This window comes from Aquibacillus rhizosphaerae (assembly GCF_030282825.1).
Taxonomy (GTDB): Bacteria; Bacillota; Bacilli; order Bacillales; family Amphibacillaceae; genus Aquibacillus_C; species Aquibacillus_C rhizosphaerae.
In genome coordinates, this window is record NZ_JASTZU010000034.1 from 146350 (window position 1) to 172350 (window position 26001).

The 26001-nt window shown below is 34.7% G+C and carries 21 protein-coding genes; 12 read left to right on the plus strand and 9 right to left on the minus strand.

From position 1 onward, the window contains the following. Positions 1-254 precede the first annotated feature (254 nt). The 3 genes from QQS35_RS10350 to QQS35_RS10360 are packed head-to-tail and all read right to left on the minus strand — an operon-like array spanning position 255 to position 2589. Positions 255-1904, minus strand: a complete 1650-nt coding sequence (locus QQS35_RS10350; RefSeq protein ID WP_285932054.1) for a b(o/a)3-type cytochrome-c oxidase subunit 1 — start codon at positions 1902-1904, stop codon at positions 255-257. Positions 1905-1906: 2 nt separating this feature from the next. Then, positions 1907-2413: a cytochrome c oxidase subunit II gene (locus tag QQS35_RS10355; RefSeq protein WP_285931998.1), complete on the minus strand. Its 507-nt coding sequence runs from the start codon at positions 2411-2413 to the stop codon at positions 1907-1909. A gap of 26 nt (positions 2414-2439) precedes the next feature. Next, entirely contained in the window at positions 2440-2589 is a 150-nt protein-coding gene (locus QQS35_RS10360) for a cytochrome c oxidase subunit 2A (RefSeq protein ID WP_285932000.1), read from the minus strand. 422 nt (positions 2590-3011) lie between these two features. Here QQS35_RS10360 and QQS35_RS10365 point away from each other — a divergent pair, with 422 nt between their 5' ends. The 5 genes from QQS35_RS10365 to QQS35_RS10385 all read left to right on the plus strand — a co-directional run bounded on the left by QQS35_RS10365 (position 3012) and on the right by QQS35_RS10385 (position 6701). Continuing rightward, the gene (locus QQS35_RS10365; protein ID WP_285932001.1) at positions 3012-3779 is read left to right on the plus strand and encodes an SDR family NAD(P)-dependent oxidoreductase; all 768 of its coding nucleotides are present in this window, start codon (positions 3012-3014) and stop codon (positions 3777-3779) included. 47 nt (positions 3780-3826) lie between these two features. Continuing rightward, on the plus strand, positions 3827-4498 hold the full coding sequence (locus QQS35_RS10370) for a CPBP family intramembrane glutamic endopeptidase (RefSeq protein ID WP_285932002.1): 672 nt from the start codon (positions 3827-3829) through the stop codon (positions 4496-4498). Positions 4499-4608: 110 nt separating this feature from the next. Further along, the gene (locus QQS35_RS10375) at positions 4609-5412 is read left to right on the plus strand and encodes a polysaccharide deacetylase family protein (RefSeq protein ID WP_285932003.1); all 804 of its coding nucleotides are present in this window, start codon (positions 4609-4611) and stop codon (positions 5410-5412) included. 497 nt (positions 5413-5909) lie between these two features. Beyond that, positions 5910-6116: a DUF6366 family protein gene (locus QQS35_RS10380; RefSeq protein ID WP_285932004.1), complete on the plus strand. Its 207-nt coding sequence runs from the start codon at positions 5910-5912 to the stop codon at positions 6114-6116. 375 nt (positions 6117-6491) lie between these two features. Further along, positions 6492-6701: a hypothetical protein gene (locus QQS35_RS10385; protein ID WP_285932005.1), complete on the plus strand. Its 210-nt coding sequence runs from the start codon at positions 6492-6494 to the stop codon at positions 6699-6701. 110 nt (positions 6702-6811) lie between these two features. Here the strand turns inward: QQS35_RS10385 and QQS35_RS10390 are convergent, their stop codons facing one another. The 4 genes from QQS35_RS10390 to QQS35_RS10405 all read right to left on the minus strand — a co-directional run bounded on the left by QQS35_RS10390 (position 6812) and on the right by QQS35_RS10405 (position 11343). Then, positions 6812-8767, minus strand: coding sequence for an ABC transporter permease (locus QQS35_RS10390; RefSeq protein WP_285932006.1), 1956 nt, complete (start codon positions 8765-8767; stop codon positions 6812-6814). Beyond that, entirely contained in the window at positions 8757-9518 is a 762-nt protein-coding gene (locus tag QQS35_RS10395; protein ID WP_285932007.1) for an ABC transporter ATP-binding protein, read from the minus strand. The genes QQS35_RS10390 and QQS35_RS10395 overlap by 11 nt, the downstream gene beginning before the upstream one ends. A gap of 134 nt (positions 9519-9652) precedes the next feature. Continuing rightward, positions 9653-10657 (minus strand): sensor histidine kinase, encoded by a 1005-nt coding sequence (locus QQS35_RS10400; RefSeq protein WP_285932008.1) that lies wholly within the window; start codon positions 10655-10657, stop codon positions 9653-9655. Beyond that, positions 10654-11343 (minus strand): response regulator transcription factor, encoded by a 690-nt coding sequence (locus QQS35_RS10405; protein ID WP_285932009.1) that lies wholly within the window; start codon positions 11341-11343, stop codon positions 10654-10656. The genes QQS35_RS10400 and QQS35_RS10405 overlap by 4 nt, the downstream gene beginning before the upstream one ends. 446 nt (positions 11344-11789) lie before the next feature. Here QQS35_RS10405 and QQS35_RS10410 point away from each other — a divergent pair, with 446 nt between their 5' ends. Genes QQS35_RS10410 through QQS35_RS10420 form a run of 3 tightly spaced genes read left to right on the plus strand, consistent with a single transcriptional unit; the run spans position 11790 to position 14048 of the window. Beyond that, entirely contained in the window at positions 11790-12113 is a 324-nt protein-coding gene (locus tag QQS35_RS10410; RefSeq protein WP_285932055.1) for a PadR family transcriptional regulator, read from the plus strand. Further along, entirely contained in the window at positions 12110-12985 is an 876-nt protein-coding gene (locus tag QQS35_RS10415; RefSeq protein ID WP_285932010.1) for a permease prefix domain 1-containing protein, read from the plus strand. The genes QQS35_RS10410 and QQS35_RS10415 overlap by 4 nt, the downstream gene beginning before the upstream one ends. Before the next feature lie 10 nt (positions 12986-12995). After that, entirely contained in the window at positions 12996-14048 is a 1053-nt protein-coding gene (locus QQS35_RS10420) for a TolB-like translocation protein (RefSeq protein ID WP_285932011.1), read from the plus strand. A 358-nt stretch (positions 14049-14406) separates the two neighbouring features. Here the strand turns inward: QQS35_RS10420 and QQS35_RS10425 are convergent, their stop codons facing one another. Then, positions 14407-15534: an NADH-dependent flavin oxidoreductase gene (locus QQS35_RS10425; RefSeq protein ID WP_285932012.1), complete on the minus strand. Its 1128-nt coding sequence runs from the start codon at positions 15532-15534 to the stop codon at positions 14407-14409. Between the two features lie 764 nt (positions 15535-16298). Between QQS35_RS10425 and thrS the strand changes: the two genes are divergently transcribed. After that, complete coding sequence (gene thrS / locus QQS35_RS10430) at positions 16299-18215, plus strand: threonine--tRNA ligase (protein WP_285932013.1); 1917 nt, start codon at positions 16299-16301, stop codon at positions 18213-18215. Between the two features lie 63 nt (positions 18216-18278). Here the strand turns inward: thrS and QQS35_RS10435 are convergent, their stop codons facing one another. Beyond that, positions 18279-19919: an L-lactate permease gene (locus QQS35_RS10435; RefSeq protein WP_285932056.1), complete on the minus strand. Its 1641-nt coding sequence runs from the start codon at positions 19917-19919 to the stop codon at positions 18279-18281. A gap of 143 nt (positions 19920-20062) precedes the next feature. Between QQS35_RS10435 and QQS35_RS10440 the strand changes: the two genes are divergently transcribed. The 3 genes from QQS35_RS10440 (at position 20063) to QQS35_RS10450 (ending at position 25582) form a co-directional block, all read left to right on the plus strand. Continuing rightward, positions 20063-20818, plus strand: coding sequence for an AAA family ATPase (locus QQS35_RS10440; protein ID WP_285932014.1), 756 nt, complete (start codon positions 20063-20065; stop codon positions 20816-20818). A gap of 102 nt (positions 20819-20920) precedes the next feature. Next, positions 20921-21976: a M42 family metallopeptidase gene (locus QQS35_RS10445; RefSeq protein ID WP_285932015.1), complete on the plus strand. Its 1056-nt coding sequence runs from the start codon at positions 20921-20923 to the stop codon at positions 21974-21976. 435 nt (positions 21977-22411) lie between these two features. Next, positions 22412-25582 (plus strand): DEAD/DEAH box helicase, encoded by a 3171-nt coding sequence (locus tag QQS35_RS10450; RefSeq protein WP_285932016.1) that lies wholly within the window; start codon positions 22412-22414, stop codon positions 25580-25582. The last annotated feature ends 419 nt before the right edge of the window (positions 25583-26001 follow it).

A 26001-nucleotide genomic window follows, 5' to 3' on the forward strand; every position in this document is an offset into this window, starting at 1 on the left:
AGCGCAGAAGTCATCGAAACAGAAAAATCCTTGTCTGCGATGGTTTTCTATGTAGCATTCCTATATGCTTACCCTATGGCAATTAAGACAAGCCTCGGTGTAAGTTCTTAGGATTGAATCGGTTAGGCGGTGGAGCTGGACATGGCTTTTTTTTGCATGTTATCAATATCTAGAAAACTATATATCTTCCTATAAAAAAAAAGATAGATAAGCCCATATTATAGCTTATCTATCTTTTTTAACTAAATCGTTATTTATCTTATTAACATATCAAACCCAGGCGACCCCGGTGGTGAATGCTGGATAATATCTATAAATGGAATGGTATAGGCAAATAAGATGAGTGCGACCGTAATTCCTATCCATAATTTCCAGTTCTCTAAGAACATTGGTGTAGGTTCGGCGTCATCAGATACTTCCGCAAGTGGGAATTCTTCATGTCCCTTAGGTGCTAAAAACACCATATTAATGAAAATATAAACCATTAAGATAATACCAATGAAAAGGATAGATCCACCAATTGCTTGGCCTATTTGATACCCAATCCATTCACTTGCTTGTTCTGTTCCACCGTAAGTAGAATAAGAAGAACGTCTAGGCGCACCAAGTAAACCAGCAATGTGCATCGAACCTGACATAATCGACATACCGAACGCCCAAACAATTGTTTGAATCAATCCTAGAGTGTTAATCTTGGCAGTTAGCTTACGTCCTGTAAGAGCAGGAATTAACCAATAAGAAATACCGAAAAAGGTTAATATTACGGTTGTTCCTACAGTTAGATGGAAGTGTCCTGTCACCCATATTGTATTATGAACGACCTGGTTCATTTGGTTAGAAGCATTGATAATGCCACCAGTTCCAGCAGGGATGAATGCAATCATACCAACCATTGGTGCAAAGAATCTTACATCTTTCCATGGGAGGCCTTTAATCCAACCAAATAGACCAGTGTACCCTTTTTTTCGACCAGTTATTTCGAAGGTAGCAAACATCGAGAATGCAGTTAATAAAGATGGAATGATAACCATAAACGTTAGTACTACTTGAATGAATTTCCAAACTGGGTCAATACCAGGTTCTGTTAACTGATGGTGAAATCCAACAGGAATGGAGAACATTAAAAATAATACAAAAGAAAGTCTAGCTAATGAATCGCTGAAAATTTTACCACCGATAATTTTTGGAATAATTGCATACCAAGCCATGTAGGCAGGTAATAACCAGAAATAAACAAGTGGATGACCAAAATACCAGAATAACGTTCGACTTACTAAAACGTTGATTGTATCAACCATTCCTAAAGACCAAGGGATAAATTGAATTAGGACGGTTGCTGCAACTCCTAATGTGGCAATAAACCATAACAACATATTGATAACAACCATAAAGGCTAACAATGGTGACTTTTCACCTTTATGTTTTTTCTTCCAAACATATAATTGTCTAAAGTTTGTAAAACAACCAATCCAGCTACCAACAACAACTAAAGCAAGACCTATATAAAAAGTAGGATACGCTTTAAGTGGAGCATAAAAGGTGTAAAGAACACTTGCTTTACCTAGCAAGATTGTTACTGCTGTAGTAACTGTACCGAATAGCATGATCCAAAATCCAAACCAAGCACTATCTCTTTGTTTATTAGACATTCCTACAGTTTTACTCATAAGTGAAAATTGAAAACCAATAATAAAAAATGTAGTTAACACTAGTGCTAGAATGACACCGTGAACAGTTAAAATTTGATAATAGCCAATTCCAAACGGGAGCGTAAGTGTACCAGAACGAACCAAGGTTTGTAATAACCCCATTAATCCGCCAACAAATAATGAAACAAAAGCGACCCACATATGTGCCATTACTAAACTAGAATCATCTTTATTAATACTAGTATTATTAATCATGGTCATGGTTGATACACCTCCACGGTAGCTGCCATATAGTGATGACCTGTTCCACAATATTCATTGCAAAGTAACGTATAAGTACCCGGTTTATTAAACTCTGTTTCTAAAGAACTAATATAGCCTGGTTCGACCATCATGTTTACATTAGTGCCAGCTAACTGAAATCCGTGAACGACATCGGTTGTTGTTACTTGAAAAACAACAGTGGAACCAACAGGGATTCTGATATTATTAACAGAAGCACCGTCTTCATCTTTTCCTAAGTTATAATTAAAAGCTGAAGCGATTACGCTAACAATATACTTATCTTCATCAAGTTGACGGAGGCCTAAGTTTTCTTCTTTAAATGCTTCATGAGCCTCGACGTTTTGTGGATCAATAGTAGCTAGGTGACTCGGTGGATGCATCCCTTTATAAAATGCTCCAATACCTAACACGGTTAAAAATACAATAAGAGAACTTACTCCAAAAATTAGCCATAATTTTTCATATTTGTGTAAATGCATGCTATTTTCCTCCCCTAATAGTTCTACTAACGACTAACAAATAAAACATAAACAATTATCCAACTAATAACGATAAATGCACCTAAACCAAAAACCGCAATCAATGTACCTTTTAATTCTGGTTCCTTTTCAGAAAAAGTCTCAACATCGTTTGTTTTATGTTTACTTTTAGACATCCAACTTCCACCCCTTATATACTCAGATGATTCACCTATAATGTTACACGATAAATAGGTGGTTTTGGCTTGTCATGCGTACGATTCACAAATTTTTCACGTTTGGCTACGTAGTCTGATAGACAAACTTTACTAACATTTATGTTTATAAAGTTTGTGACAGAATTGTGAACAAAATAGCGAAATGACCGGTTGTTTTAAGTTTGTAAATAAAAAAGGTGATGTGAATTTGATAAATAAATTTTAAATTACGTAATTAACTATTCCTAAATTTGGTAATGAAAAAGCTAATTTAAAAATAGATTCATTGCAAGCTTGATATTGAAAATACATTATTAAATAATAGAATCTCGTATACGAAAAAAAGACGTATGATAATATAGAAACTAATAGTTTTAGATAATGATAAAGGAGATGTTTTTTTGTATTTACCAAGTTTTTCATTAGAAGGGAAATTAGCAGTTATTACTGGCGCAACGAAAGGAATCGGAAGGGCCATTGCACTTTCCTACGCAGAAGCTGGTGCAGACATTGTGTTAATCGCTCGTACGGAGAAAGACCTTGTATCTGTAAAACAAGAAGTGGAGTCATATGGAAAAGTTGCCTACACAATTTGTAGCGATATAAAAAGTTATACATATATAATTGATAAAATCGAAGAATTACTCGGTTCTAAACCAATTGATATTTGGGTGAATAATGCTGGAATGAATATTCGTAGCCAAGCATTAGATGTAACGGAAGAAGAATGGAGCCAAATTATTGATGTGAATATGCGGAGTTCCTTTTTCTTAGCGCAAGCAGCAGCGAAAAAAATGAAACACAATACCCAAGGGAAAATTATTAATATGTCCTCGGTTGGTGGGCATGTTGCATTAAGAACAGGTGTCGTCTATGCAATGACAAAAAGTGCTATCATTCAAATGACAAAAAATCTTGCAATGGAGTGGGGGAAATACGGTATTAATGTGAATGCAATTGGTCCATGGTATTTTCCAACAGCATTAACAGAAAAACTACTTAAGGATGAAGCTTATGTAAAGGATATTCTTGACCGCACACCATTAAACAGAATCGGAAAGTTAGAAGAGTTAGCAGGAACTGCAGTGTTTCTTGGATCAGATGCAAGTAACTATATTACTGGACAAACATTATTCGTTGACGGTGGTATGACCATATATGGTTTCTAATTTGAGGAAGTATCGTGTTAAAAATTCATAGAGTAGGAGAAATTCCGGTGAGAGATAAATGGATTATTATTTTATCAGCGAGTACAGCGTGTTTCGTATTATATTGGCTGACTCAAATTGCTGACGTTAACTATTTATTACAAACAATATTTAAGGTTGCAGTATTTATTACTATTCCAATGATGTATTATGTGAAAGTTAGAAAAATAGATGTCAGAAGGTTGTTTGAAATAACTTTACCAAAACCAACGAAAATTGCTTGGTTATTTGCGATTTCAACGTTCACTATTATTCTGATAGCTTATTATTCGTTGGGGTCGTTTGTTGATTTTGATCTTATAGCAAATGAATTAACGGAAAAATCACAAATTACACCCGATAACTTCTTGTTTGTGGGATTGTACATAACGTTTGGTAATTCCTTTGTAGAAGAGTTCTTTTTTAGAGGATTCATTTTTAAGAATTTATATCACTTAAATGATAAGAAGACAGCTTATCTTTTCTCTTCCTTATTATTTTCCATTTATCATATTTCAATCTTTCAAACATGGTTTGACATATGGTTAGTTTTGTTGTGTTTAATTTCTTTATTTTCAGTAGGACTACTTTTTAATTGGTTGAATACGAAATCAAACGGGTTTATAAACTCTTGGTTAGTTCACATTTTTGCTGATGCTGCCATTATAATCATTGGGTTTATAATGTTTTCGATTATATAAACTGACATGTCTTTTCCGCATTCTTATTTTTTACCAATATTTATCTGGAGTAAAGCACACGCTTTTATAAAAAATAAAGTGTGTGATAAATAAGAAGAGGAGATGAATTTATGAAAGTTATTCTTTTGAATGCGTTGTTAATTATTTCATTTTTTGCAATTATTTCTTTTGAAGCTATAACAGTAAATGCCCAACTTGAAAATCTTCCAGACCCAGAAGGTGGTCCTGAGCATACAGAACGTGTTCGTTATCCTGTTTCTAACATTATTTTGCAAGAAAGGTATCCAGAAACGATTGTTTTACGAGGGCCGCAAACTGAAAAAAAGGTAGCTTTAACCTTTGACGACGGTCCCGATCCTCGATTTACACCACAAATCCTTGATATTTTAAAAAAATATAATGTTAAAGCGACTTTTTTTCTAATGGGGGCCAGGGTAAATGCTTATCCTGACTTAGTAGAACGGATTATCGAAGAAGGTCATATCGTAGCCAACCATACATATTGGCACCCTAATCTTGTTGAAGAAGCTGACCTTGATACTCTTGAAAGAGAAGTAAACAAAACCGAAAATATGTTAAATGAGCAAATTGGTTATCGAACAAATTTGTTCCGGGCTCCTTATGGATTTTTGTACAATGAATTAGTAGAGAAACTTAGTGATCTGAATTATACCGTTGTTGGTTGGTCTGTTGATTCTTTAGATTGGCAAGAATCACCTCCAAAAGACATTGCTTATAACGTGTTAAGTAACGTTCATCCAGGCGCTATAATTTTAATGCATGATGGTGCAGATTGGGAAGGAAATCGAACAAATACAATAAAATCACTTCGTCAAATTATCCCAAGTTTAAAGGAACAAGGTTTTGAATTTGAGACGGTTCCGGAATTATTAGATATACCATACAAAAAGTGAACAATAGCTAAGTAGTTTTTTAAGGTAAGTTAATTCCGATAATAAGAGTAGTACAAAATAATACGACTAAATCTATAAGATTTGGTCGTTATTTTTATAGCAGGAAATTATAGACTTAGTGTCCTGTAGATAACTGACTACCAGCATGTGCCACGTCCAGCTACAGCGCCTACCCGAGTCAAACATCTTTGTGGTAAAGAGCACCACATAGATGTTCGTCTTATTGCCCTAGGGTGAGCTAGGCGCCCTGCGCTTTTGTTCTGCCTTACATGAATAGATTAGTTCGGATTTCAAAAGGAACAGAAGGGGCGGCGATCATAGCTATTTTGGTATTTGTGGAACGTTAATTGGAATTATATGTTAAAATGTATGTAATGAGTTAACTTTTCCCCAAATATGATTATATAGATAAATGGTCTATTACTAGTATATTGAGGATATCAAACCAATAAGATATTTTTGAAATTCTAACTAAACTAAATGGGAGGGTTTTGTTAATGAGTGAAACTCCTGAGCAAAGAAGAGAAAGATTAAGGCTAGAGGAGAAAAAAGGAAATCCTATTGGAAATTTGAGTGATGCGACTAACAGTGCAAGTAGTGGTAGCCTTGTTGAATTGGTTAATGGTTTGGGTTGGAAAGGCACAGGTATCTTGATCCTTGTAGCAATAGTTGGTTTTATATTATTTTCTGTCTTCATTCGCTAGTAGGTACGGTGATTCAAAAAACACTGATAGGAGGAATAGAAGCAATTTCTAACTATTTAGTATTGGCTTGCACAGTCTTTGGTTTTAGCTCACATTCACTATTCGAAACTGTAGGATAATTGATAGAGTGAACCCATTTAGAGTACAAGTGATGTGAAGCGTGTGAACAAATATAAACAGACACAATTTATAACAAAAGAGCATTGCTACCTATGCTTATACTTAGAATAGCCGAGTAAGCAAATTGGGGTCTATTTAATTGTGTATCAGCTCGTGCTATAATAAATAACTAAGGATATTTACGACTTTTGATCATAATTTAACGGATGCCAAGAAAAGCCTCCGCCCAATGAAAAAATATGGAGGTGTAAGAGAATGAATAAGAGATGGACAATTGATAAAATTAATGAATTTGTTGAGAAAAATTCGGATAGTAAGTTGTTATCGACGGAATATCATGGATTTTCTCAAAAGTTATTATTTAAATGTGCCTGTGGTAGCAATTTCGAAAAAACATTTACTAAATTTAAAAATAAAAATCAGCGTAAATGTGACGTTTGCCAACCACCAAAAGCATCACGCTAACCTTTAATAGTAAGTAGAAGAACTGCCAATTTCTATACAGAAGTTGGTGCTTTTTTGTGTAAAAGAACACATAATGGCTGTCATGTGTTCTTTTTTAAAATTGTTGTGCTCTAGTATAGGGATTCTCTAATAACTCTTTTATAATAGAGTATGGATAACAATCCAAATATTGAATAAAGCACCGTGTAGAGTACCATTACTAGGATCATTGGTGTCCATATTTCTGTACCAAATAAAAACCAGCCGGATTGAACTGCGAAATAACTGTGAAGCAATCCAATAGTTAACGGGATACCAAAGTTGAATAGTTGCTTTATTCGAATGCCTTTTAACAAATCACCTTGGGTGAAGCCGAGTTTTCTTAAAATGGTATAATTACTTTTCTCTTCTTCACTTTCATCCATTTGTTTGAAGTAAAGAATACAGCCTGATGTGATTAAAAAGGTTAGTCCTAAAAAGCCAACGATAAACATAATCATTCCCATATTCTTCTTTTGCACATTACTTATGTTAAGTCGAGAAGAATGGGGGCTGACATTGTTGAGTTTCTCACTTGTTTCTGTATAAATGTCGTTAGCTTTTTCAAGATTCTTTTCATTTTTTACAGTAATTCCAATATAAATCGATGATTCTTTTTGTATCTCTGTAACTAGGTCATTCTTTAGTTGTTTAAAGGTGCTATCATCAACAATTGCAGTAGGTAATCCACCATTGGTGAAGTAGTTAGATATAACAAAGTCTTTTTTTAATCCTAAATAATTTTGCGGTATGTTTATCTCTTTTCCTTTTAGATCGATTTTACCTGAATCTTTAAATGACATAAACTTTTGTAAAATATCACTATACCCTGTGAAAATAGTTTCTTCTGTAGATAAATCTACATTTTGTATAGCATCGTCACTAATTACTGATAGAAGCATTACATTAGGGTCAAAGTTAATCTCTTCAAGTTTGGTTTCTATAAGGTTTCTAACATCCACTTCAACTTGAATGACATCTATTACTCTTTCACTATAAGCAATCTCATGGCTATTCAATGCTTGCTTGAATAACTCAGCATCTTCTTTAACTGTCATTGAAAAATCAGCTGCAACATAATTTTCTGCACTCTTTTCTGCAGAGTAATATGCGATGTAGCTTAACGATAATAATCCAATTGCTAGAGCTGATACAGTTGTAATAATCGTTAACAATAATGCATTGGATTTCATACGGAACATTAGTGAAGAAAGAGATAACACTTCATTAACGGTTAAGTAGCCATTTTTTTGTTTGCGAATGATATTAAAAATGAAGGTGACAGACCCTTTGTAAAAAAGATATGTCCCAATAATGACAGAGGATAGGATATAAATCATCGCTATAAACAATTCAGTCATCGTAGAAAAGTCACCACCAAATAATTTGGTGGAAACAAAGTACCCGGAGACAATTAAACAAATGCCTACGATTCCAATTATGATTTGTACAAATGAAACTTTGTTAATTTTTATTTGTGATGATGATAGAACATTAAACAATGAAAGAATACTTTGTTTTTTAATAAATAGAAAGTTCATTAACATAATGAAAATGTAGATCACCGTAAATACGATTAGTGTTTGGATTAATGCATGTGTAGAGAAATTTAGTGTAGCAATCGTTTCTACTTTAGTAATCTTAAATAATATCATCATAATTAATTTTGATGCAGCAAATCCAATAAATGAACCAATCGCTAATGAACTATAATAAAGCATAAAGTTTTCAATACTAAGAATGTGAAAAATTCGATTCTTTGTCATTCCGATTAATTGTAATAAGCCAATTTCTTGACTACGGCGTTTGATAAAAATGTTGTTTGCGTACAATAGAAAGATCGATACGATAGCGACCAGCAAGACAGATGCAGCTCGCATGGATGCAGCTCCTTTAACGGAACCTTTTGCTTCATCCAAGGCAGGATCGAATTGCAAAGTCACAAAAGCAAAATAAAGTGCAACACTGAAAATTAGCGCAAATACATAAAGGTAGTAGTTTTTTAGGTTCTTTTTCAGGTTTCGAAAGATGAGTTGTTTAATGCTCATGGTGGACCCCACCTAACACACCTTGTGTTTTCATTATGTCTTGGTAAAAAGTTTGTCTTGTCTGCTCACCTTTATTTAAGTGGGAATATATACCGCCATCCTTGATAAATATTACTCTATTACTAAAACTGGCTGCCGCCATGTCATGCGTAACCATGATGATGGTTGCTTTCAGTTTTTGATTTAATTCGCTTAACTTCATTAACAAATCTGAAGCGGATTTTGAATCCAGAGCACCAGTAGGTTCATCAGCGAATATGATGCTTGGTTCGTGAATAAAGGCGCGTGCTGCAGAGGTGCGTTGTTTCTGTCCCCCAGATATTTGATTCGGATACTTATCTTTCACTTCATAAATACCTAGTTCTTCAGCTAATAGTTTGAATTTTTGATTTGCCTCCTTTTTTGGTACCTTTGTGATTGATAATGGAAGAAGGATATTTTCTTTGACTGTTAACGTATCTAATAAATTATATTCTTGAAAAATAAAACCTAAATTCCTTTTTCTGAATTCTGCCAACTGTTTTTCTTTCATCGTAGTAATTTCTTTGTCGCCTATTTGTATCGATCCATTGCTGACTTTGTCGATCGAGGAAAGTACATTAAGAAGTGTCGTTTTTCCTGACCCGGAAGGCCCCATAATGCTGACAAATTCCCCTTTTTGAATGTTGATGTCCAATGCCTTTAGTACTTCTTGTTTGTTAAACTTATTACCATAGATCTTGTGAATTTTTTTTCCGGTTAAAATAGTCATAAACACATGCTCCTTTTTACTTGGGGTTATCATTTATAAAATTTATAAATGATAAGATAGCTTCATTATAAAAGGTGAAAGTCGATTTTTCCTTCGATTAAACGAACAAAAAGAGATAGCATGTGACATTGTTGTCACATGCTATTGCTGGCCACGAATGAATTTCTATTTGGAAAGGTTAATGTGCAAATGGTTCCAACTCCAATTTCGGAAACGACATTGATATTTATTAATAGGGATTCAGTAACCTTTTTGGTTAAATACAGACCCATACCGGTTGCTGCAGTGTCATGATGTTTGGTTGTTGAAGTAAAACCTTTATCAAAAATTCGTGGTAGATCCTTAGCATCAATTCCACGGCCGTAATCCTTTACCTCAAATACTGTTTGCTTATTGTACAGATAGCTTTTTATTATGATATCAGAGGCTTCACTATACTTTACGGCATTTGTTAAAAGCTGTCGGAAAATAAAGGCTATCCATTTGGCATCACTAATAATTTCAGTAACCTGGATATCTATATCAAAACCAACCCCTTTTTGAATGCACCAAGATTGCAATGTTTTAACCTCTTGAATAACAATTTCTTCTAAGTCTACTTTTTCCATATATAAATCATTTTCTATAAAGGGGATTCGTTTTTGATGGAGCTGTTGGTCAAGCAATAAATGGACGCGTAACCACTCATAGGTTAAGCCTGTCCTTATTTCTTTGTCATGTATTCGATCAATCATTAAATGCATCGCAGTTAATGGTGTTTTTACTTCATGAATCCAAGCCAGTAATTCATCTTTTTCCTGCTCCAAGGATATTAAATTATCAGAAGCAATTTGTTTCAATTGTTCAGTTTGTTGGATAATGCTTTCTTCCATAATTTTTTCGAAGGGTAGATCAGCTACTTCGATATTTGTTATATCTAGATTGTTTTCTCGATTGACTAGACTACGGTAGAACTTTGTTTCTCTATGGTAGCGAATAATCAAAAAGAGGATAAAAATAAGTAAAGATAAAAAAACGATATATGCCATGGGTCTAAAAGGTAGTGATGTATCAATATACGCAATGAACAAGTTAAGCAGTTGAAGAGAGAGTACGAGAGTGATCCAGCTTCTTCTTTCGATGATAAAACTTTTAATCATAGTTGTACCTTTTCTGAAGCGATATATCCTTGCCCAACTTTCGTTTCGATATAGCCACCTAATCCAATTTCCTTTAGTCGTTTGCGTAAACGATTCACATTAACAGTAAGGGTATTATCGCTAACGAACCTACTATCATCCCATAGGCTTCGTATCAATTCCTCGCGTGATACTATTTTATTATTATGTTCAATCAGTAGTTTTAAAATTAGAATTTCATTTTTTGATAGTTCAATCGTGCCTTGATTATTTGTAACGGTGTTTTTTTGATAATCAATCGTGGCGGAACGCCATGTTTTAAGTTCAACATTTTCGGTATTGTAATTATACACTCGGCGGAGAATTGCTTGTATTTTAGCGACGAGTATATCAAAATGGAAAGGTTTTTGAATATAATCATCAGCCCCAAGCTGCACGGACATTACGATATCAGTTGGATGGTCACGAGATGATAAAAAAATAATGGGAACACTGGAATGACCACGAATCATTCGGCACCAATGAAAGCCATCAAACTTAGGTAATTGAATATCAATGATAACCAAATCGGGCTTAACAGATGTGAATTCTTGCATGACATGATTGAAATCTTTAATTCTATAAACATCATAGGACCAGCTAGTTAATCTATCATGTATTTCTTTGCATAAAGTCATATCGTCTTCAATTAATAGAATCCTAAACAATGGAATCACCACACTTTTTATTATTACTTTTTTATTGTATAGCAAAACTTGGAAGTATGCTACGGAGATAAGTTGAAATAAATAATAGGGTTTGAATTCAGAGTTCAGCTCATAGATTTAGCTTGAAACTATTATTAGTGAAGGCAGAATGCTTCGACTCTTACGGAAACAGCACGTGGAAAGCGAAGTGTTATGACGGAACGGAGTACCACACAAACATCATTGCAACGTAAAAGAATTTTCACAAAAGTAAAGAATATTTAGTACGTACTTTATATTTTATCTATCGTAATCAAAAACTTTTAAAGATACTCTTTAATTAAAAAGATAGCTTTACCAAAAGGCTTAACAGATAAATCAAACACTGTTTGTAATTAATTTCCTTTTAACCATTGTAATACGAGGTGCATCGTATTACAATGGTTAAAAGGAATGAGGTGATTAGTTTGGATAAGGAAATGATGAAAGGCAGTATTGATTTGTTAATTCTATCCTTAATATCTCAGAAGGATTTGTACGGTTATGAAATTACTAAAGTTCTTAAAAACATGAGTGAAGAAGCTTATCAAATGAGTGAGGGCACACTTTATTCAGCCTTAAAGCGGATGGAAAGAAAGTTGTGGATTGAGTCTTATTGGAGTGAGGAGGATAAAGGGAGAAGAAAGTATTATCGAATAACGGATTCTGGAATAAAAGAATTAGAGCAAAAAAAGAAAAATTGGAAATCAATAAATGCATTAATCAATAAAAGCTCGGAGGGGCTAATATGAGTTCTAAAATGGAGCGCTACGTAAAACAAATTGTTGAACAAACGGAATGTAGTAAAGACGAAAAAGATGATTTATACGAAGAGTTATTCATCCATCTACAATTATCTCAAGAACAATTTGTAAAAGAAGGTCTTTCTGAACCAGAGGCAGAAGAAAAAGCTATAGAAGATTTTGGTCAAGAAGATGTAATAGGTGACCAGTTGCAACAAGCAATGTTTCCTTATCGGAGAGAGATGCTTTTAGGACTCTCAATGGCTTCGATTTTATTTACGATTAGTGTTTATTTGTCACAGTTGATTACCGAGGGGGATGCCTATATTCCTTGGCTATTAATCTCGATATCGATAAGCAGTCTATTGCTTTTTATTTCATTGAATAAACTCCCACAGTTGAACCGAAAAAGATGGACCAATAGTATTTTAATTATCCACTTACTTGTGTACCTATATGGATGGTCACTCGCTTCTGGAATAGACCATATAGTTACTGTCGTTTTGGTATTGTGGGCATGGCTAATTATTCTACTATCGTTGTTTCTTGTATATCGTACAACATTGCATGATTTCCAACCAAATGGAAATCCATTATCTAAAAAAGTAAAGCTGTTACATGTTATTAATATGACGATAGGAATAATAATCATTGGGTTAACGTTATTCTTCTTATGGGCGATGCTTGCTTTTTCAGGTGGTATAGAATTAAGAATGCTTTTGTTTGGCTTACCTTTTGTCATTTGGGTAGTACTGTATATTGCACAAATGAAACTGGTGAAAAAGAATAAAAAAAGCGCATTCTTCATGACGGCAATAAGCATACTTATTGTATTATCAATCGTTTTTTATAGCTTTATCATGCCAATGTTTATCTATTAGGAGTGTTACGATGAAAAAAAAGTACACATATATTATTTTGGCAGGGCTAGTCACAATCACTATCTGCCTCATTGTTGTAGGATTCTTGTTTAACAAGACAGAAAATGAAAAGCAGAATGGACTTACTGAATTTTTTGATGTATCTACTAAAGGTAAGGTTGCTTTTGTATCCTATACAGATGGCAGTCCAGAAATTTTCATCATGGAAGACGATCAATCACAATCAAAATCAGTTGTTTCGATGACGAATGAAAAGGTGATTTTAGATGTTGCTTTTTCTAGTGATGGATCACAGCTTGCCTTTATTTCAAGTGAAAAAGAAAAAGAGAACGAAAATGAGAATTTATCTAGCGTTGTACATCTTTTAAATATAGAAACAAAAAAAATTCAAGAATTATTTACTGAAGAAACGCTAATTACAGAGTTGGAATTTTCTACAGATGATAATCTGTTCTATTTAAGTGCAGGAACATTTGAAAATTATTCACCAATCGCGAGTGAACGGCCGCATGATTTTGATATACATCATTATGATTTTGAGAATAAATCCAATTACAAAATAACGAATTTGAAAAAGTATTCGATGGAATCACTTAAGGTATCTGCAGATGGATCTTCTGTTTACGTGCAAATGTTTGATGACGCAGATGCAGAAACAGCTGATGATATTTTTGATGCACATCAACGTATTTTTCAAATTCCAGTAGATGATCCTGCGAATTTATCAGTTGTAAGTGATAAATCTAGAAATGAAGATATATATGACTTTAGTTTTGTTCCAGGTACAAATACTATTATCTATCAATCTGTAGCCAAAACAGGGTCGGATGGTGTTTTTGAATATGAGTTATTCACCTATAATCAAGAAACGAATACAGAAGAACAACTTACTTTTTTAGGGGAGTATGTTAGTAATCCAGTGATAGGACCAGAGAATGATACGTTGTATTTTATTGTTGATAAACAATTTGCTAAAGAAGATTCAGACTACAAACTTTATCGTTCCGATCTGGATGGTGAAAATGTAACTCCAATAAGTGTTTTTGAAACTAAAAAAGAGTGAATATGTTAAGTTAGTGCAAAAATTACTAATCCAGAGAAACGTACTCAAGCTATCCAGTGGTTTTACTGACAACAGTTAGCCTAACAAGATGATTCTGTGAGATTATTTTTAGTCAAATGATTTAATTAACATCGTTTAATCAATTTCATAATACGAAATTTGTCGTCATCTACAACAATATATAGTTGGATAAAACCATTCCCAAACTATATAATGTCACAGATGACTGAATAAGGTAGTTATAAAATTGACTCAGTTACAAGTATATTAGCTATACATGAGGACAGATAAAATATAGTAAAAGAGATTAATGAACCTATAAGGCCATTAATCTCTTTTTTCGCATGTAACTGGAAAACTATTTGACGCCTGGAAACCAGCCTGGGCTATTCACAATTGCATTCCATAATGGATTTGGTACAACAAGGCGGTCTTGTCCTTCCAAGTCTAAAAGCGTATCTATTTCAGACTCACGACCTTCTACTATTTTCCTAACCCAGTCAGGGTCGATGATAAGCTGTCTTCCTAATGCAATTAGCGGTGCTGTTTCCAAAGCTTTAAGCGCATCATCAGCTGTCTGGATGGAACCAACCCCAATAACAGGAACTCTATTGGATACTTTTTCTAAAACTAAATCCAAACGTGAACGGGTATCTTCTACACCACGTCTAGGTGCTGAATCAAATTCCATTAACGAAATATGAAGATAATCTAATTCTTTATCTGCCAATTGATCAACTAATTCAAGTGTATCTGCCATCGTAATTCCAGGAAGTGTTGGTTCTTCTGGTGAGAAACGGTAGCCTACAATAAATGGATTTTTAGCTTGTGTATCAACCACTCGTTTTACTTCATCAATAACTGCTAATGGGAAATTCATTCGTTTTTCTAGGCTTCCACCCCATTGATCTTCTCTGCGATTAGAATGTGGTGAGAAAAACTGTTGAATCAAGTAGCCATTAGCTCCATGAATCTCCACACCATCAAAACCAGCTTCTATCGCACGTCGGGTGGTCTCTCCGAAATCGCGGATAATTTGTTCAACTTCTTGTCCAGTAAGTGCCCTTGGAACAGGTCCTTGTTCATCACCTTGTTCTGCTGGAACGGCGTTTGCACTGACGATGTCTTTATTTGGAACTAACTCTGGTGGGCACATACGTCCCCCGTGAAATATTTGCAAGATAGCAGTTGATCCTTCTTCTTTAATAGCGGATGCTAATTTTTGCAAACTTGGAATTATTTCATCACGGTCACCTGCGAATTCGCCAGGAAATCCTTTTCCGTTAGCAGAAACATTTGTACATGCAGTAACGACCATACCGACGCCGTGAGAACGTCGACGATAGTAATTTACTTCCTCGTCGGTAACGAAACCATCTGCATCAGATGAAAAATTGGTCATTGGTGCCATGACGATTCTGTTTTTAAGTTGCAGGCCCCTTCGGAATTGAATAGATTCAAATAATGGGCTGTATTTTTTATTCATGTTGATGCCTCCGTAGTTTTTGTAATCTGTAATGAACTAATTTATTAATATTTCAAAGGTTGTTCTTTACATATAAAAGCTATAATATGCTTGAAAAATAATATAGTCAAATAAACTGTTTTGTATAATGTGGAAAATCAGTCTGCAAAATAGTATATTGACTTTAGTTAGATAATCTATTATAGTAATTAGAAATTTATAATTAAGCGATGAAGAGGATATGAGTTTTTCTAAGCGGTTTAAAGAGAGGGAAAGTCTTGGCTGAAAACTTCCTAAACATAGCAGAAAAATCTTACCACCTTAGAGTAGTATTGGTGAAATGAGTAATCAATACCGTAGCTGCTACGATACAGCAATCTGAAGCCGCCACGTATTATTCATTTGGTGGGAAATTGGGTGGAACCACGAACAACACACGCTCGTCCCTTATACCTGGGATGATTGTGTGTTTTTTTAATGAAATAAAATGCGATGATAAGGACAATTGTTTTTCTAAGCGGTTCAAAGAGAGGGAAGTCTAGGCTGAAAACTTCCTAACATAGCAGAAGAACTTACCACCTTAGAGCAGTATTGGTGAAAGGAATTCATTAGCCAAATACCGTAGAAGCAACGATACAGCTTAAACGAAGCCATTACGCGTAAATAGTAAGTGTGATGGGAAGTTGGGTGGAACCACGGGTTTATGAGACACTCGTCCCTCTTAAATAGAGGGATGGGTGTGTTTTTTTGTTTTTATAAAATTTTTTTAAGAGGAGTGAACGAGGATGAGTATGCAAGAAATAGTTATTAAGTTTCCTGATGGGACAGAAAAAAAGTATGAAAAAGGTATTTCATTAAAAGAAATCGCCGAGTCAATTAGTCCAAGTCTAAAAAAGAAATCAGTTGCTGGAAAGGTAAATGGTTCATTGTATGACTTGGAACGTTGCATTGATGAAAACGCGGCAATTGAGTTATATGATCTTAAATCTGCAGTGGGAATTGAGGTTATGAGACATACAACAGCCCACGTGCTAGCCCAAGCCGTTAAACGTATTTATGGTGAAGTTCACATGGGTGTTGGCCCAGTTATATCAAACGGTTTTTATTATGACTTTGATTTGGATAAAAACATTGCTGTTGATGATCTTGCGATGATTGAAAAGGAAATGAATAAAATCATTTCTGAAAATTTTGAGATGAAGCGTGTAGAATTAACACGTCAAGAGGCAATAGCGTTATTTCAAAGTGATCCATTAAAATTGGAATTGTTGAATGAGATTGCTTCTGGAGAAGTCATTACAGCTTATTTTCAAGGTGATTTTGTAGATCTGTGTCGAGGCCCACATTTACCTGCAACTCGATTCATCAAATCATTTAAACTTACACATGTATCTGGTGCATACTGGCGTGGTGATAGTAATAACAAAATGCTTCAACGAGTATATGGTGTTGCATTTGCAACAAAACAGGAACTCGATGAACATTTTCATTTCCTAGAAGAAGCGGAAAAGAGAAACCACCGCAACTTAGGACAGGAGTTAGATCTATTTATGTTTTCGGAGGAAGCCCCTGGAATGCCTTTTTATTTGGCGAACGGTCAAATCATTCGAAATGAGTTAGAATCGTTTCTAAGAAAATTGCAAAATCTCTATGATTACAAAGAGGTCCGTACACCGATGATGATGAATGAGAGACTTTGGAAACAATCGGGTCATTGGGATCACTATAAAGAAAATATGTATTTTTCTAATGTAGACAATCAAAATTTCGCATTAAAACCAATGAATTGTCCTGGACATATGCTGATTTTTAAAGATAAGCTTCATTCTTATCGAGATCTGCCGATAAGGATGGCGGAGTTTGGTCAAGTTCATCGTCATGAATTCAGCGGTGCATTGAACGGAATGTTACGAGTGAGAACATTTTGTCAGGATGATGCGCACATTTTTGTAACTCCAGATCAAATAGAGGATGAGATTACTTCGGCACTACAATTAATTGATTATGTGTATCGTACTTTTGGCTTTGAATATGACGTGGAGATTTCGACAAGACCGGATGATTTTATGGGCGATATAGCACTATGGGATAAAGCGGAGGGCGCTTTAAAGAATGTCTTAAATAAGCTTAACTATCCATTCCATATAAATGAAGGTGATGGGGCATTTTATGGCCCTAAAATTGATATTCATATTCAGGATGCACTAAAGAGAAGTCACCAGTGTGCAACTGTGCAATTAGATTTCCAAATGCCAGAAAAATTTGATTTAACTTATATTGATGAAGAGAACAAGCGAGTTAGACCTGTTGTCATTCACCGTGCAGTATTTGGCTCCATCGACCGGTTTTTAGGGATTTTAATTGAACATTTTGGTGGAGCTTTTCCAGCTTGGTTAGCGCCTGTTCAAGTAAAAGTAATTGCTATATCTAATCAAGCGCATAGTGATTATGTGAAAGAGGTTACTACTCTTTTAAAGCAAGAGGAATATAGAGTTGAATATGATTTGCGCGAACAAAAACTAGGCTATAAAATTAGAGAAGCCCAGATTAGGAAGATTCCGTACATTCTTGTGGTAGGAGATAAAGAACTTGAGAATAGAACTGTAAATGTGAGGCAGTATGGCAAAGGAGAGTCACATCAAGTGACACTTGATTCATTTATTTTTAACTTGAAACAACAAGTGGAAAATAGAAATATTTAAACTAATGGATAACAAGGAAACGAGTGTCTATATTGACACTCGTTTCCTATATTGTTTTATTAACTACAATAACAAAAATCCAATAATTCCAGCTAGTGTCGCATAGAAAATCATGGGTATTAACGTCATCCGAATGATCGTACCTTCTTTTCCAACTAAGTTGACCACGGAAGCTGCAGCTACAACATTTAAAACACAGATCATATTTCCTGAATTTGCGCCAAGTACTTGGAGTGCGAGAATAACTTGGTGGTTTACTCCAATTTGGTCGGCAACGCTAAATTGAAACAATGAAAACATCATGCTACTAAAAGTTGCACTACCTGAAATGAAAGAGCCAAGTGCACCGATAAAAGGGGCAACCATTGGCCAGTTATCTCCAACTGCATTGGAAACATAAGTTGCTAACTCCATAGGCATACTCATTAAACCAGTATCGTTTACTCCAGAATTAATAAAAATTCTTACCATGGGCACAGCAGTTCCAAGTGCAATAACACTCCCCACCATTGTTTTTGAAGATGTTGTAATTGTTTCTATCACTTTCGCTCTGTTCATCCTATGTAAAAAGATGGTGATAATAATAACTACTACAAAGATTGAACCAGGTAAGTACAGCGGTTGAAAGAAAGTACTAATTTTTGTTCCGAGAATCGACCCCCAGCCGACTTCTACAGACTGTAGTAAACCTTTTAATGGAAGAACATCAATTCTTGTAAGTACTAATAAAATGGCTACAATCATATAAGGAAGCCATGCAAGCCACAATGGCATGATTTTCTGATTGCTTACATCAATATCGATAGGTGTTTGTGCATTCGGTGCAAAATCCCACGTTTCTTTTGGTAAAAGAAAGCCCTTTTTAGCAGCGGGAACTACGATTGCAAGTCCAACTAGCCCACCAATAATGGATGGAAATTCAGGTCCGAGCAGAGTAGCAACTAAAAATGCAGGAACGGTAAAACTTAGACCTGCAAAGACGGCAAATGGAAAGATTTGTAGTCCTTCTTTCCACGAACGATTTTCTCCGAAAAAACGAGTAAGCATACATACAATGATAACCGGTATAAATGTTCCAATGAATAAATCAATAAACACTGCAGTACTAGCAACTTCTTGTAAATAGTCATTAATTGATTGGTCACCTATTCCGGATTGAACAATACCAGCTAAAGAGGAGCCTTCATTCAGACCCTGCTTCACTCCAACAATCATCGGTGTCCCGACTGCACCAAATGAAACTGAAGAACTGTCTGCAATAAGTGCTAAAGAAACAGCTGCAAGAGGTGGGAAACCAAGAGCTACAAGCAGAGGTGCACCAATAGCAGCTGGTGTACCAAATCCAGCGGCTCCTTCAATAAAAGAACCAAACAACCAGGCAATAATAATAAGTTGAACTCTTCTGTCATTAGAAATTTTTGAAAAACCATTACGAATCGAGTCTAGAGCACCACTTTTGGAAAGTGTGTTTAATAACAGGATTGCACCAAAAACAATCCAAAGAATCGATATAGCAACAATAATCCCTTCAATGGAAGCGGCTAGAACTTGAACAATAGGAATCTTCCAGATGAATAAAGCTAATAAGGCTGTTGCCAAAAAGCTAATCGGCATCGCTTTTGTTGCTGGCATCCTTAAAACGACTAAAAAAATAAAAACAGATAAAATTGGGGTTAAAGCAGTAATGAATTCGAGAATATTGATACTTTTTCCTCCTTTATGAAATCTTTTTTAGTAGTTATAATCAATATAACATAAACTATTATTTACAAATACTAACAAACAAAAGTAGTGAGTTTTGTTATAATCAAAGAAACTTATTAAAACAAAAAAGGAATGAATTTCTGATGGATAGCGATAGGCCTCCATATATAAGAGCTATGAAACTAAAACGAGACGAAATAGCTTCCTTTAAAGATTATCCGTTTAATATTCCCGCATTAAAAAAATTATATGACCTTTCCTTCCATGCAAAGGTCACATATATTGTCGGAGAAAATGGTATGGGTAAATCAACTTTATTAGAGGCAATCGCTGTGGCTTCTGGTTTTAACCCTGAAGGGGGAAGTTTTAATTTTAATTTTTCTACAAGAGAATCCCACTCCGATTTAGAAAGCTTTATTAGAATCGTCAAAAGTGGAGAAAGGCCAAAAGACGGTTTTTTCCTGCGCGCAGAGACGTTTTATAATTTAGCAACAAATATTGAGGAGCTAGATAAACAGGGTAGCGGAAAACGAATTATCGATTCTTATGGCGGAAAGTCTTTACATGAACAATCCCATGGAGAATCTTTCTTTTCTGCATTTATTAACCGTTTTTCTGGAAATGGAATGTATATCTTGGATGAGCCTGAAGCAGCTTTATCGCCGTTAAGACAGCTATCTATGCTAGCAAGAATCGATGAATTAGTGAAACAACAATCACAGTTTATTATCGCCACACATTCACCAATCGTCATGGCCTATCCAAACGCTAAAATTCTTCAGCTAACCGCAGATGGTATCATGGAATTACAATTGGAAGAAACACATCACTATACGTTCATGAAGCAGTTTTTTGAAGATAAGGACAGAATGTTATATCATCTGTTTAATAAAGACTGAACATAGGAAATTAAGTTGTCCTGCGCTTTTCTTTTTAGTTGTTTGCTTTTTTTATTAACGATAAAATAATTATATTGCTTTATAAAGAAGGGAAGTTTTATTTTGAGTACCTATCCAAATGTAAAAGAAACAAAAGAACTAATTCAAGAGTTAGTGTCGATTCCCAGTCCATCAGGTAATACAAAGAAAGTGATTCAATTTGTTGATAACTATTTAAAAAAACTCAATGTAAAAACGGAATACAATAGAAAAGGGGCATTGATTGCAACTTTACCTGGAACAAATCAAAACGAACATCGTATGCTTACTGCTCACGTTGATACACTTGGTGCCATTGTTAAAGAAGTTAAATCAAATGGTCGACTTCGCCTTGATTTAATCGGTGGTTTTAATTATAACTCGATTGAGGGAGAATACTGTGAAATTCAAACGTCAAGTGGAGACGTATTCACTGGAACGATATTAATGCACCAAACATCTGTACATGTATATAAAGATGCTGGAAAAGCAGAGCGTAATCAAGAAAATATCGAGGTTCGTATTGACGCAAAAGTGGAGAATGCCGAAGAGGTTAGATTGCTAGGTATTGAAGTTGGAGATTTTGTATCATTTGATTCTCGTGTGCAAATTACAGACAATGGCTTCATAAAATCACGTCATTTAGATGATAAGGCGAGCGTAGCTATATTATTGCAATTGATTAAAAGAATGAAACAAGAAAACATTACATTACCCTACACAACACATTTCCTAATCTCTAATAATGAAGAAATAGGCTATGGTGGTAACTCCAACATTACTCCAGAAACAGTGGAATACCTCGCCGTAGATATGGGGGCAATGGGTGATGGACAATCTACAGATGAATATACAGTATCTATTTGTGCAAAAGATTCAAGTGGGCCATATCACTATGAATTAAGGAAGCATCTCGTTGAACTTGCTCAAACAAATGAGATTGGTTATAAGCTAGACATCTATCCGTATTACGGTTCAGATGCTTCGGCAGCAATTCGTGCTGGACATGATATTATTCATGGTTTGATTGGACCAGGAATTGATTCCTCACATGCTTACGAACGCACACATGAATCATCTTTAGAGCAAACAGAGCAGTTACTCTATTATTACTTACAATCAAATATCGTTCCATATTAATTTTTGATAAAAGCATATGTTTATGGAGACCAAATCACAGTGATTTGGTCTTTTTTGTATATGTTATGTTGGGGTTATATAAGGTGGAAATTGATATATTATTTCATTGTTTGTTATGTTTTTCCATGGTGTTAAACACGATATAATTTGTTGCTTTATGATACAATCGATAAGAATTAATTTTAAAATATACTATTTTCTAAAAGAATAATGTTAACGAAAAAAATCAAGAATCCGGCGCAAGTGCTTAATTAATCACTTCGTTTTCGTCAACTTACGCTACACCACCAGTCACTTTGAGGAAAAAAAGTAAAAAATAACCATACAGTTACATCGGAATTTCTATCCGATTTTGTAGGCTGAGATTATATTTTTAAATAAAAATAGATGGTGAAGCCCTATATTTATCAGTGGTTAGTAGGAGGGGCAAGGCAGTTGGACATAAGACTAAACCAAAAGATAATAAAAGAAAAGTGTGGATCGGTTTCCTATAAAAGTGGAGAAACTTTTTATAAATCGAATAAAATTATAATAGAAAATTATGACAACGATTTATGCGAAGCTACAGTAGTAGGAAAAGAGAAATTCTATGTCATCATTGAAAAACGAGAAGATAGTAGCTTTCGCTCAAGCTGTAGTTGCCCTAAGTTAGCTAGCTTTTCTAAGGATTGTCAACATATTGCTGCCGTGCTATTAGCGATTTGCGATAAGCAGCATCAATGTTCTGTAAATTCAGTTAAACATGACAGTCTACTAACTATTTTTCAGAATAATATAAACCGATCAAGTAGGCATCAATTACACTTTGAGAACAGACGGGTGTTAGATGTCCTATTTACATGTAAACTTGTTACAGTAGCTGAAAACAAAACGATGTTCGGTGTAGAAATTGAAGTGTCTTCCAATCTTGTCACCAATATTAGAGAGTTTCTAGAGGATGTTAAACAAGGTTTGCCTAGTGTACTTTCCACTTCTTTCACTTTCGATTTGAGTCTTCATTGTTTTTCTATAGAAATAGATGCAGTATTACAGCAACTTATTGAGATAGTTCAGGATGAAAAAGTATATCTAGAAGAATCAGGAAATATATTTAGTAACCAATTATTGTTGATTCCACCATCTTCTTGGGAAAGACTTAAACCTTTGCTTATGGAAACAAAGAAAGTGAAAATAGTATATAGTGGGAAAATCTATAATGAATTTGAGATTGAAAATAATACTCTCCCGTTGCAATTTGATTTCATAGAAACTGAAGCTGGTCGCTATTATCTGCAAATCACTGGTTTAGATAATATGATTCTTTTAAATACGTACAGGACAGTGTTATATGATGGGAAAATAACTAAACTAGAAAATCAAGATTCTATTCGACTTGCTGAGTTGAAGCGAATGGTGGATGGTTCTGCTTCAAACAAGATTCTGATTCCGCAAGAACAACTAAACATGTATCTAGAAAAAGTGATTCCAGGATTAAAGAGACTTGGTGATGTTCACATTGCAAAAGGACTTACAAAAAAAGTTACTAAAACACCTTTAGTTGCAAAGTTGTTCCTTGATCGAGTTAAAAATCGATTACTGGCCGGGATCGAATTTCATTACGAAAATTTTGTGATTAACCCATTAGAAGTTCGCGATCTAAAAGGTATCTCAATGTTCGTAAGGGACATAAACAAAGAAGAAGAAATTCTTCAAATTATGGAAGAAAGCTTATTTTCCAAAACGGAAAGTGGCTATTATTTACATAATGAACAATTGGAATATCAATTTTTGTACCATACACTTCCTAAACTACAAAAACTGACGCAAATCTATACGACTACCGCGATAAAAAACAGAGTTATTAAAGAAAACACTTTTCCGAAAATTAACATTAAAGTGAAGAGAGAACGCACAAATTGGTTAGAATTTAAATTTGAAATGGAAGACATTCCTCAATCTGATATTCGGGATCTATTAGGTGCTTTAGAAGAAAAACGCAAGTATTATCGATTAAGAAACGGATCTTTATTGTCATTGGAGACGAGCGAATTTGATGAAATTAATCGTTTTCTTCATGCGCTTCCAGATCAGAAACAAGATTTAGAAAAAGGCTTAGAGTTACCAGTGGTTCAAAGTTTAAGACTGCTCGAGACTGTTAATGGGGATATATTCAAATATGAAAAATCATTTAGACAATTCTTAGATACTATTAGCAACCCTGGGAATTTACCATTGGAAGTACCAAAGACGTTATCATCTATTTTACGAGACTACCAAATCTATGGATACAAGTGGATGAAAACACTTGCCAGTTATGGGTTTGGAGGTATTTTAGCTGATGATATGGGACTTGGGAAAACATTACAAAGCATTGCGTTTATCGTATCAGAACTAGACCATATTCGTGAAAAAAGTTTACCAGTTTTGATTGTTTGCCCGTCGTCTATAACGTATAACTGGCTAAATGAAATTAGCAAATTTGCTTCAGAACTGCAGGCTGTTGTCATAGATGGAAGTAAATCAGAGCGTATAAAATTGCAGAAAGATTTAAACGCTGTTGACGTTATTATCACCTCGTATCCGATTTTACGTCAGGATACACAATGGTTTGAAAAACAAACATTTCATACGGTCTTTTTTGATGAAGCACAAGCTTTTAAAAATCCATTAACACAGACTGCAAGAGCCGTGAAAAAAATTCAAGCTAATCATCGCTTTGCTCTAACGGGAACACCAGTGGAAAATGCGCTCGAGGAGCTATGGTCGATTTTTCATATTGTATTTCCTGAATTGTTTCAAGGGTTAAAGGAGTACAGTAATCTTTCTCGAAAAACAATCGCACGAAGGATTCGTCCGTTTTTATTGCGCCGAATGAAAGCTGATGTGTTAGAAGAACTACCAGAAAAAATTGAGACAATTTCATCATCCGAACTACTTCCAGATCAAAAGAAATTGTATGCTGCATATTTGGCGAAACTTCGTCACGATACATTGAAGCATTTGGACAAGGACACCTTTAGAAAAAATAAGATTCGTATTTTGGCTGGTATTACAAGGTTAAGACAGATTTGTTGTCATCCAGGTTTGTTTGTAGATGAGTACAATGGAAGCTCTGCAAAATTCGAACAATTGATGCAAATCCTAGAAGATTCCATGCAATCAGGTAGGAGAGTGTTGATATTCTCCCAGTTCACAAAAATGCTTTATCTAATCGGTAGGAAGTTAACAAGAAAACAATTTGCATTTTTTTATTTGGATGGCCAAACTCCATCAGAAGAGCGGGTGGAAGTATGTAATCGATTTAATCATGGAGAGCGAGATATATTTCTTATTTCGTTAAAAGCAGGGGGAACAGGACTAAATTTAACCGGTGCAGATACGGTTATTTTATATGATAGTTGGTGGAACCCAGCTGTTGAACAGCAAGCTGCTGATCGAGCTTACCGGATAGGTCAAACGAGTGCTGTCCAGGTAATCAAGCTTGTAGCCAAAGGTACAATTGAAGAAAAGATGAATGAATTACAGGATAAGAAAAGACATTTAATTGGTGAAATTATCGATTCTGAACATAAAGCACAAATAGCACTTACGGAAGATGATATACGAGATATATTAATGATTAAGTGACATTATCACTTGCTAGCGACGAGCTATATTTTTATTCTATTTACACTTAATTTTTGTTGTGTTGCTGCTAACAAAAAGCCCTGCAATATGGTAGTTTTTGTTAGCAGTTTCATTAATCCGTATGTAACCATGTAAATTAAGTTTTGCTTTTTGAAAATATAGTAATAATATTAAGTACTATTACTAGTATAATTGGTAGTAGCGTTATAAAAAAACCAGTTTGCACATGATCCTCACTAAATGATAAGTCCACTTCTGAAATGTTCAGTGAAGGTGAAAAATATATATATCGTACTACGGCTAAGATAGGGATTGCTTATAGACAAATCAAAGTAAGAGAACTTAATTCATATTTTAACAGGAAGAAAAGAACAAAAATTATTAACAACATAATCACAAGTCCTGTCCAATGATTTATT